Genomic DNA, 8,939 nt, shown 5'->3' with positions numbered 1-8,939 from the left:
GCGTCCACCCGGCCGCCCTCGGCGAGGTCCGCGAGGGCGGCCGGGTGGACGCCCTTGAGGACGATGCGGTCGGCGTCGATGTGCAGCGGGTTGTTCCACTTCCATCCGGTGACCGGGGCCCGACCCGGCAGATCGGCGCGGCCGGTGGCCCACAGCAGGGTCGTCCAGGGGTCGTCACCGGGCCTGACGTGCGGGAAGAGGCGGGCGAGCACGGACTCGCACAGGTCTCGCGGGGCCTCGTACGGGGTGAGTCCGAGTCCTTCGACGATGTCGTGGGTGTGGAGGAGCACCTCGGTGACGCCCATCGCCGCGAAGCCCTCGCGGTCGGCGAAGCGGAAGGGGTAGGGGTGGAAGGCGCGCACGTCGGCGGGGGTGGTGGTCACGGTGGCGGCGAGGAGGGCGCCCGTCGTCTCGATGACGTGCAGCAGGTCGGCGTTGTCCTCGCACTCCGCGGTGTCGATGAGGAACGGTACGTACGCGCTCTGGGCCCGCCCCGCCAGCTGGGCCGCGTAGGCGATCAGGTCCGAGGAGATGTGGTCGGCGGTCTCACGGCAGTTCCAGTCCAGCCGCCCCGCCTTGGTCCCCACCCAGTCCCGGTCGACGGCCCCCCGCAGCACGGCCACGCTGTGCCCGACGGCCTCCAGTACCTGTTCCCCACCCATAGGTCGCATGGGCGTGAGGATAGGCGGGGGCGACGCGGGAGGACGAACGGATTTACGGCGCAGGGGGCGTGTTGGGGCCGGTGGAACGTACGGTGCCCGCTCAGCCCTTCGCCGCGTCGTACTCCTCGCGGGCCCTCTCGATCGCGGTCATGCGCTCGGCGGTCCAGGTGGCGAGGGCGCGGACCTGTTCGGCGGCCTCGCGGCCGAGCGGGGTGAGGGAGTAGTCGACGTGGGGCGGGATGACGGGCTTGGCGTCGCGGTGGACGATGCCGTCGCGCTCCAGCGTCTGGAGGGTCTGCGTGAGCATCTTCTCGCTGACCCTGCCGATCTCCCGGCGCAGCTCCCCGAAGCGGTAGGAGCGGTCGAGCAGGGCGATCAGGACGAGGGTGCCCCAGCGGCTGGTGATGTGCTCCAGGGCCCCGCGCTGGGGGCACATCGTGGCGCCGTCGGCCGTCGCGCGGGCCCGTTCGACGAGGCTGACCTCACTCACTGCCATGTCCGCACCCTACTTCGAGGTCGGCACTTTCGCCGAGTTAGTGCCCATTTCCACGATCCGTGACGGCCCCGTACGCCGGTGCATCCGCAGCGACACCGCCGTGATGCCGATGGCGGTCGCCGTGAGCGCGCCGCCCGCCCAGGCCGTCGACGTGAACCCGAACCCCGCGTCGATGACCGTGCCGCCCAGCCAGGGCCCGCCGGTGTTGCCGAGGTTGAACGCGGCGGTCGTGGTGGCACCGGCGAGGGTGGGGGCCGCCCCGGCGACGTTGAACATCCGGGCGTTGAGCGCGGGCGCCGTGTAGAAGCAGGAGACGCCGAGGAGGAAGGAGAGCAGGACGGCGGCGACGGCGTACGAGGCGAGCAGCGCCAGCGCGACGAGGAGGACGGTGGAGGCCGCGATGCCGGTGAGCAGCACCCCGAAGAGGTGTGCGTCGGCGATCCGCCCGCCGACCGCCGTACCGATCAGCGCCCCGACCCCGAACATCGCGAGGACCGTGGGCACCCATCCGGCGTCGAGTCCGGCGACGTCCGTGAGCAGCGGCGCGAGATAGCTGAACGCGCAGAACACACCGCCGGCGGCGAGCGCCACGACGGCGATGGAGAGCCAGACCTGCGGCTCGCGGTAGATGCGGGCCTCGGCGCCGAGCCGGGGCCGCTCGGCGGGCAGCGGGATGGCCGGGACGAGCGCGGCGACCCCGGCCAGGGCTATCGCCGACGCCACGGCGACCGCCCAGAACGCCGACCGCCACCCGAAGTGCTCCCCGAGGAACGCGCCCGCCGGAACGCCCAGCACGTTGGCGATCGACAGCCCGCCGATCATGATCGCGAGGGCGCGGGCCCGCGCGGTGACGGGCACCATGGCGACGGCGACGGCCGCCCCCACCGCCCAGAACCCGGCGCAGGCGAGCGCGCTCACGACGCGTGAGGCGAACAGCACGGCGTAGTTCGGGGCGAGCGCGCCCGCGACCTGCCCCACACCGAAGACGGTGATCAGCGTGATGAGGGTCGTCCGGCGCGGCAGCCGCAGCGTCGCCACGGCCAGCAGCGGCGCCCCGACGACCATGCCGATCGCGAACGCGGAGATGAGGAGCCCGGCCCGTGGGATCGACACGTCCATGTCCTCGGCGATCGGCGGCAGCAGCCCCGACAGCATGAACTCACTCGTACCGAGTGCGAAGACGGCGAGCCCGAGGACGTAGACGGAGAGGGGGACGCGGTTACCGGGCTGGGGGGCGGGACGGTGGCGGGAGCGGTCTGCGGCGGCGTCGGAGGACATATGCAACGCCAACCGAGGGCGCGGCGGTGGCATTCCCCGGGCGTGACCGGGGTCGTCGGGGACTCGCCCCCCTCGTCGGTCACTCACCCGGTTGGGTCAGCCCCGTCAGCTCGGTCAGTTCCGCCCGCAGGTTCGCGCGGGCCCGCTCCTCCCACTCCCGCTGCCCGTAGGGCGTCCTGAAGAGGCGGGGCAGGGTGAGGAGGTGGCGGAGTACGGCGGCTCGGCCCTCGCGGAAGGCGTCGTCGGGGACGAAGCCGTACTCCTCGCGGACGGCGGCGGCGTACGCGGCGTACGCGTCCGGGGGCGAGGCGAGGATCGCCAGGTCGGCGTCGCAGAGGACCTGGCCGTTGGGGTCGTCGTCCGCCGGGTCGTGGGTGACGGTGAGCCGCACCAGCCGGGCCACCTCCGCGACCTTCTCCACCGGTACCCCGGCCTCCGGCAGCGCCCGCTCGGCGAGCCGCGCCGACCGCTCCTCGTTCGTCGACCGCTCCGGCAGATAGACGGCGTCGTGGAACCACGCGGCCAGCCGCACGAGGGCCGGGTCCGCCGCGTACTCCTCCAGCACGTCGACGCGGTCCAGCACCGCCGTGAGGTGATCGAGGGTGTGGTACTTCCGCTGGGGCTCGGACCACCGCTTGATCAGATTTGCCGCGTACGGCAGCGGGTCCGGGTGGCACGCACCGTCACGGGCGGGGAGCAGGGCCTGGAGCCAGCGGTCTTCCAGCGGGTCGAGGGACATGGGGGCATTGTGCCGTGGCGGGGCGTCCGTCAGGTCCCCGACCGTTGGCCGGCCTCACCTGGGGCAGCTCCCCGGCCCGTGGGGGCGTCGGAGCTGCCCGAGGTGCAGCGGACCGCGGCAGGGGGTTACTGGGTGTAGAAGGTGGCGTCGGCCCGCGCCGTCGTCGTGGTGGGGGCCTGGACGTACAGCAGGTAGTTGTAGTGGCGTATGTAGCGGCCCGGGAAGGTGAACGACTCGTACGAGACGCCGGCGGAGTCCGCGAGGCCGGCCCGGGAGATGTAAGAGGCGTCACCGGCGAACTGTGCCGTTCCGTCGTTCTTCTCCACCCACACCTCCCCGTTCTTCTGCCGCAGGAAGTAGCCGGGGAAGTTCGCCGCCTCCAGGGACACGGTGCCGCTGCCGGTGAGTCCGGTGACGACGCGGAACTGTGAGTCGGCGAGGGGGGCGACGTTCGCCTCGATCTTGGCGCGGTACTCCCAGTGCCGGATGAACCGGTCGGGGTAGTTGTAGGAGGAGAGCCGGATCGGGGTGAGACCGTCGGCGACCGGGATGCCGAAGTCGGGGGTGCCGTCGGCCTTCCAGTAGATCTTCTGCACGCGGGTGCGGCGGTTGGGGTCGTTGAGCGGGGAACCGCTGATGTCCTTGTAGCTGCGGTCGTGGTAGACGAGGATGTCCGACTTGCCGTCCTCGGAGACCGTGAACTGGTTGTGCCCGGGGCCGTACTGGCTGGTGGCGGCGAAGCTGGCGAAGACCGGGCCGGTGCTCTTGGCCCAGGACGAGGCGCTGAGCAGGTTCGCCGAGGCGGACGCGGTCAGCATGCCCATGCAGTAGTTGGCATCGGTGGCGCTGGCCGAGAAGGTCATGAAGACCTTGCCGTTCCGCTGGATGACGGCCGGGCCCTCGTTGACCGTCTCCCCTCCGGCGGTCTCCCATGCGGCGGTCGGCCTGCTGATCATGACCGGGGTGCCGGTGATGGTCCATGGGTTGGACATCTGCGCGAGGTAGATGTTGGTGCCGCGGCCGACGGCCGGGTCGTTCTGCGCCCAGGCGAGATAGCGGGTGCCGTTCACGGCGAAGGTCGTCGCGTCCAGGGAGAAGGTGTCCAGCGGCAGGGCGATACGGCCCTTCACCGTCCAGGTGCCCGTGATCGGGTTCGCGTCCGCGCACTCCAGGACGTAGGGCCGGATGTGCCAGACGTTGTTGGCGTCACCGGCGGCGAGGTAGATGTACCACTTGCCGTCGATGAAGTGGATCTCCGGGGCCCAGATGTAGCCGCCCATCGTGCCGGTGGCGGGCCTGGTCCAGATGGTCGTCTCGGCGGCCGAGGTCAGCCCCTGGATCGTGGTGGCCCGGCGCAGGACGATGCGGTCGTACGCCGGCACGGTGGCGGTGAAGTAGTAGAAGCCGTCGGTGTGCTTGAAGATGTGCGGGTCGGCCCGCTGCTCGGCGATGGTGTTCGTGTACGTCACACCGGGCGACGCGGGCACGGTGGCGCGGGCGGTACCGGCCGAGATGCCGGTGAAGGCGGCGGCTGCCGAGCCGGCCATGAGGCCGAGGATCGTCCGACGGGTGAAGTCAGGTCTCACGGAGTGCTCCCTTGGTGCGGGCTGCGATGCGGAAATACCACCCTCTCCCCGCCCGGTATTTCGAACATCGTTCGCAAGTTCGGCCAAAAGTTAGGTTCTGCACCTGCGGGAGTCAATGCTTCCGGCCGAGGCGTTTTCCGGCACGCGTGGCCCGGTCACCACACCGGAGCCCTCAGAGGAGCTCCCGGCCCGCCGCCGAGACGAAGGCCGACCAGGCGGCGCCGCCGAGGAGCAGCACACCGCCGTCCGGGTTCTTGCTGTCCCGGACGGGGACGATGCCGGGCAGGTCGTCGGAGACTTCGACGCATTCGTCTCCAGCGCCGCAGCTATGGCTCGACTTCCGCCAGGAGAGGGCCGCGCCGGCGAAGTCGCCGGCCACTTCGACGCACTCGTCAGGCTCACCACCGCTGTAACTGCTCTTACGCCAAGTCGCGTTCGTCAGGTCGGGAGCGGTGCGCATCCTCGAACTCCTCGGCCGCCTGCTCGATCAGAGCGAGGGACGCGTCAGGCGACAAGGCCACGGCCCCAAGCAGATCGTAGGTCAGCGCGCACCGGGTCACTACGGCTGGTTCGTCCATCAAGCGTCCGGTTCGGACCCCTTGCGTGTAGACCATGGGAGGGGCGTCGTCGAAGGTCATGAGCTTGAAGATGCCTTCCATTGCGGCGTTCGCCCCAGTCGCAATGGGCAGTACCTGGACGACGATTCGGCGGCCTCGCACCATCGCGGCGATGTGGCGCAGTTGCTCGGCCATCACCACCGCGCCGCCAACCGGCCGTCGTACGACGATCTCGTCCAGGATCGCCCAGTAGCGGGGCCGCGCCGGGGTCTTGAAGATGCGTGCCCGGGCCTGCCGAGAGGTGACTCGTTCCTCGACCGTTTCCTCGGCCAATACGGGGTCGTACGCCTCGACCACGGCGCGGGTGTACGCAGCCGTCTGGAGGAGGCCCGGAACCGCCATCGGCGCCCAATCCTTGATCGACTGTGCGAGCCCTTCCAGTTCCACGACGTCCGCGAAGTGATCGCAGTACGGGGAGTTCCGCGCCGCCTCCACGTTCCGAGTGAAGAACCCGTCCGTCCCCAACACCTCGTCCGCCATCCTCGCGAACTCCGGCTGCATCCGCCGTACCCCCACCTCCAGCATCCCCACGTACGCCCCGCTGATGAACATCGCCGCCCCCAGCTCCTCCTGGGTCATGCCCGCCCGCTCGCGGCGGTGGCGGAGTTCCGCGCCGTACAGGGCGCGGGTGGACTGTGACGGGTCGAGGGTCTTCGTGTTGCTCATGGGACGACGTCCTCCTCTGACAGCCGGTTCTGTCGGGTCTGCGCCGCTCCCGAGCGTAGATGCGGAGCGTGGTCGGTCATACGCGAATCGTGAGGGTCCGGGTCAACGGACGGGTTTGTTGGTAAATTGGACTAGACCTGTTGTCGCCCGCTGTCGTCGTACGACGTGCCCGAACCGGAAGGGGCCCCATGGCCACGCCCGTCCTCCTTGAGGTCATCGCCCTGGACACCAGGGACGCCGTCGCCGCGCAGACCGGCGGAGCCGACCGGCTGGAGCTGGTCGCCGACATGCGGGCCGACGGTCTGTCGCCGACCGTGCGGACGTTCGTCGAGGTGCGGGCCGCCGTGGACATCCCGGCGCGGGTGATGCTGCGGCTGGCCGACGGGTTCGCGGCGGGGGACGCGGACGCGCTCGTCCGGGTCGCGTGCGACATGCGGGCCGCCGGGGCGGAGGAGTTCGTGCTGGGGTTCCTCGACCCGCGGGACGATCCCGATCTGCCCGTCCTGGAACGGCTGGTCACCGAGCTGGACGGCTGCCGCTGGACCTTCCACCGCGCCATCGACCGCGCCGCCGACCGTGACGCCCTGCGCAAGCGGCTCGCCGACCTGCCGGGGCTGGACACGTACCTCACGGCGGGCTCAGTGGACGGCGTCGACGCCGGACTGCCGACGCTGCTCGCGGAGGCGGCCCGGCGCGGCGAGCCCGGCTACGCGCCGCGGCTCATGGTCGGCGGCGGTCTCCGCCTCGACCACCTGCCCCACCTCGGCGCCGCCGGGCTGGACGCCTTCCACATCGGCGGTGCCGCCCGCCCCGACGGCTGGGACGCGCCGGTCGACGCCGACGCCGTACGGGAGTGGCGGACCGCGCTCGACGCGGGCGTCGGCAGCGCCGTGGCCCACTGAGCGGTAGGGGAGAGGGGCGCCCGTCCGTCAGTGGGGGTCCGCCGGCAGGGTCGCCGTCCGGCCGCGGCTGCCCGGCGTCCCGTTCAGGTCCTCGTGCAGCCGGGCCAACAGCGGAGCCAGTTGCGTGCGGGTCAGCTTGCGGACACGGCCCTCGTACGTCCATGCCGTGACGGCCGTGGGGTCCAGGTGCACGATCTCGGGCGTCCAGTCGGAGCGGAAGCGGATGACGGCCCGCAGCAGCAGCGTCCACTTCAGACGGTCCGGGTCCTCGAAGTCGGGCAGCGGCGGGAAGCGCGGCGGCTGCCAGTCGGGGCCGTGGACCTCGCGCAGCTCGTCGGCCCGCGCGCTCAGCACCTCCTCCGCCGCGGCCCGGAAGTCCTCGTACGCCTCCCACACGTCGTACAGGTCCGAGCCCCGCTCGGCGTACAGCATGACCAGCACGGACTCGGGGCGGCGCAGCCGCATCACCTCCGTCAGCTCCCACAGCGTGCCCGCGCTGGTGCCCGCCACGAGCAGGACGAGGCGGGCGTCGGTGATGAGGGAGGTGACGGTGGGCTGCCAGTCGTGCAGGGGGAGGTAGAGACGGCGGCAGCCGGCGAGGGGGAGCGCCTCGTCGGGCTCACCCACGGCGAGCGGACGCCCGAACGCGTTGAAGATCCGGCACACGCCCTCCTCCAACGTGAGCGAACTGCCGTTCACGAGCGCGCCGCCCACCCCCTGCCAGCGGCTGAACGCGTGCGGCATCGCCCTGCCGGTGACGTCCTCGGTGAAGGGGCGCAGATACAGGACGTACGGTTCGCGCCTGGCCTCCTCCATCGTGCGGACCACCCGGACGTGATGGCGGCGTCCGTGCCGCCGCAGCGACCTGCCCGCGACCAGCAGGCCCGCGCCCCAGAGTCCGCACCACACGAGGATCAGCAGGTTCAGCCACAGGGGCTGTTCGTCCGGTGACACCCGGATCCAGACGGTGTCCTTCCGCACGGCCACCGCGATGAAGACCAGTCCGCCGAGGAACGTCGAGACGAGGCCCACGAGCCGCATCAGGCAGCCCAGTAAGGGCCGCTGCCGTCTGCGGGGTGTGCCGAAGGGAGGGAAGGCGGGCGGGGGGAGTTCGGTCATGGCAACAGCCGAGCCGACGCCGCACGCAACCGGCAATCGAACAGGGCCCGTTGGCGAGCGGAACGGCTTCGGATTCGCTCTTTCGTGGCACGCGCGGGCACGCGCCCGCCCGCCGTGCCGGTGCCACGGCCATGCTGGGCCGATGGCAGACCTCCACCACTCCCTGTGGAACTCCGACGTGGCCCCCGACAGCTACACCCCCGCCAACACCCCGTACCTGGCCATGCTGTTCGAGCAGTACAAGCTCTGCGTGGAGACCGCCGACCGCGTCAGCGCGCGGCGCGGCGCTGCCAACACCTTCTTCCTGTCGCTCAACAGCGCGATCGCCACGGCCATGGTCGCCGGGCTGGGGCCGCGTCCGGGCCGGGTGTCGGTCTGGCTGCTGCTCGCCGGCCTGCTGATCCTCGTCGGGCAGTGCGCGGCCTGGTACCTGATGGTCCGCTCCTACCGCCAGCTGAACGCGGCGAAGTGGGCGGTGATCGGCGCGTTCGAGAACCGGCTCCCCGCGTACGCGTACTCCCGGGCCGAATGGACCGAGCTGGGGGAGGGCGAGGACTGGCGCCGGTATGTGCCGCTGACCCGCCTCGAACAGTGGGTTCCGCCGCTGTTCGTCGCCGCCTACGTGGTGGGGTTCCTGGCACTGGCGCTCTAGTCCCGGGCGCCCCTGGGTACTTCCCGTCGGCGGGGCCGCGGCTTACGATCCGCGGATTCCTTCTAGTGCTGTGACCGGAAAGGTTTGCCGAAAAGCTCGCGGCGTCCGGTGCGGTGCCTCGCAAGGCGGAGCATGACCCGCGTACTGGATGTACTCGGGTCATGCGACAACGCCGCGAGGTGCCGTGTCGGGCGTCGCGAGCCGGTGAACCTTTCCGGTCAC

The 8,939-nt window shown here is 71.3% G+C and carries 9 protein-coding genes and 1 pseudogene; 2 read left to right on the top strand and 8 right to left on the bottom strand.

Annotated elements, in window-relative coordinates:
* From AOK23_RS34050 to AOK23_RS34020, 7 genes and pseudogenes are all read right to left on the bottom strand, one after another.
* Window positions 1-662, bottom strand: a pseudogene (locus tag AOK23_RS34050) (GNAT family N-acetyltransferase); the annotation flags it as partial.
* Between the two features lie 100 nt (window positions 663-762).
* Window positions 763-1,158, bottom strand: coding sequence for a winged helix-turn-helix transcriptional regulator (locus AOK23_RS34045; RefSeq protein ID WP_055716395.1), 396 nt, complete (start codon window positions 1,156-1,158; stop codon window positions 763-765).
* A gap of 9 nt (window positions 1,159-1,167) precedes the next feature.
* Window positions 1,168-2,436 carry a Cmx/CmrA family chloramphenicol efflux MFS transporter gene (locus AOK23_RS34040; protein WP_055716394.1) on the bottom strand — a complete coding sequence of 423 codons (1,269 nt, stop codon included), beginning with the start codon at window positions 2,434-2,436 and terminating at the stop codon, window positions 1,168-1,170.
* A 79-nt stretch (window positions 2,437-2,515) separates the two neighbouring features.
* Complete coding sequence (locus tag AOK23_RS34035) at window positions 2,516-3,175, bottom strand: HD domain-containing protein (protein ID WP_055716393.1); 660 nt, start codon at window positions 3,173-3,175, stop codon at window positions 2,516-2,518.
* Between the two features lie 125 nt (window positions 3,176-3,300).
* Window positions 3,301-4,722, bottom strand: coding sequence for a family 43 glycosylhydrolase (locus AOK23_RS34030; protein ID WP_055716396.1), 1,422 nt, complete (start codon window positions 4,720-4,722; stop codon window positions 3,301-3,303).
* Window positions 4,723-4,933: 211 nt separating this feature from the next.
* Window positions 4,934-5,221 (bottom strand): DUF397 domain-containing protein, encoded by a 288-nt coding sequence (locus AOK23_RS34025; protein WP_055716392.1) that lies wholly within the window; start codon window positions 5,219-5,221, stop codon window positions 4,934-4,936.
* Window positions 5,181-6,044, bottom strand: a complete 864-nt coding sequence (locus AOK23_RS34020) for a helix-turn-helix domain-containing protein (RefSeq protein WP_055716391.1) — start codon at window positions 6,042-6,044, stop codon at window positions 5,181-5,183. Before AOK23_RS34020 ends, AOK23_RS34025 begins: the two co-directional genes overlap by 41 nt.
* Before the next feature lie 188 nt (window positions 6,045-6,232).
* Here AOK23_RS34020 and AOK23_RS34015 point away from each other — a divergent pair, with 188 nt between their 5' ends.
* Complete coding sequence (locus AOK23_RS34015; RefSeq protein WP_055716390.1) at window positions 6,233-6,946, top strand: copper homeostasis protein CutC; 714 nt, start codon at window positions 6,233-6,235, stop codon at window positions 6,944-6,946.
* A 27-nt stretch (window positions 6,947-6,973) separates the two neighbouring features.
* Here AOK23_RS34015 and AOK23_RS34010 read toward each other — a convergent pair whose 3' ends face one another.
* Window positions 6,974-8,065, bottom strand: a complete 1,092-nt coding sequence (locus tag AOK23_RS34010) for a hypothetical protein (RefSeq protein ID WP_157878232.1) — start codon at window positions 8,063-8,065, stop codon at window positions 6,974-6,976.
* Window positions 8,066-8,207: 142 nt separating this feature from the next.
* Here AOK23_RS34010 and AOK23_RS34005 point away from each other — a divergent pair, with 142 nt between their 5' ends.
* Entirely contained in the window at window positions 8,208-8,717 is a 510-nt protein-coding gene (locus AOK23_RS34005) for a RipA family octameric membrane protein (RefSeq protein ID WP_055716388.1), read from the top strand.
* The last annotated feature ends 222 nt before the right edge of the window (window positions 8,718-8,939 follow it).

Origin of the sequence: Streptomyces torulosus (assembly GCF_001419765.1) — a bacterium.
Taxonomy (GTDB): domain Bacteria; phylum Actinomycetota; class Actinomycetes; order Streptomycetales; family Streptomycetaceae; genus Streptomyces; species Streptomyces torulosus.
This window is presented reverse-complemented; position numbering and strand designations above follow the sequence as displayed.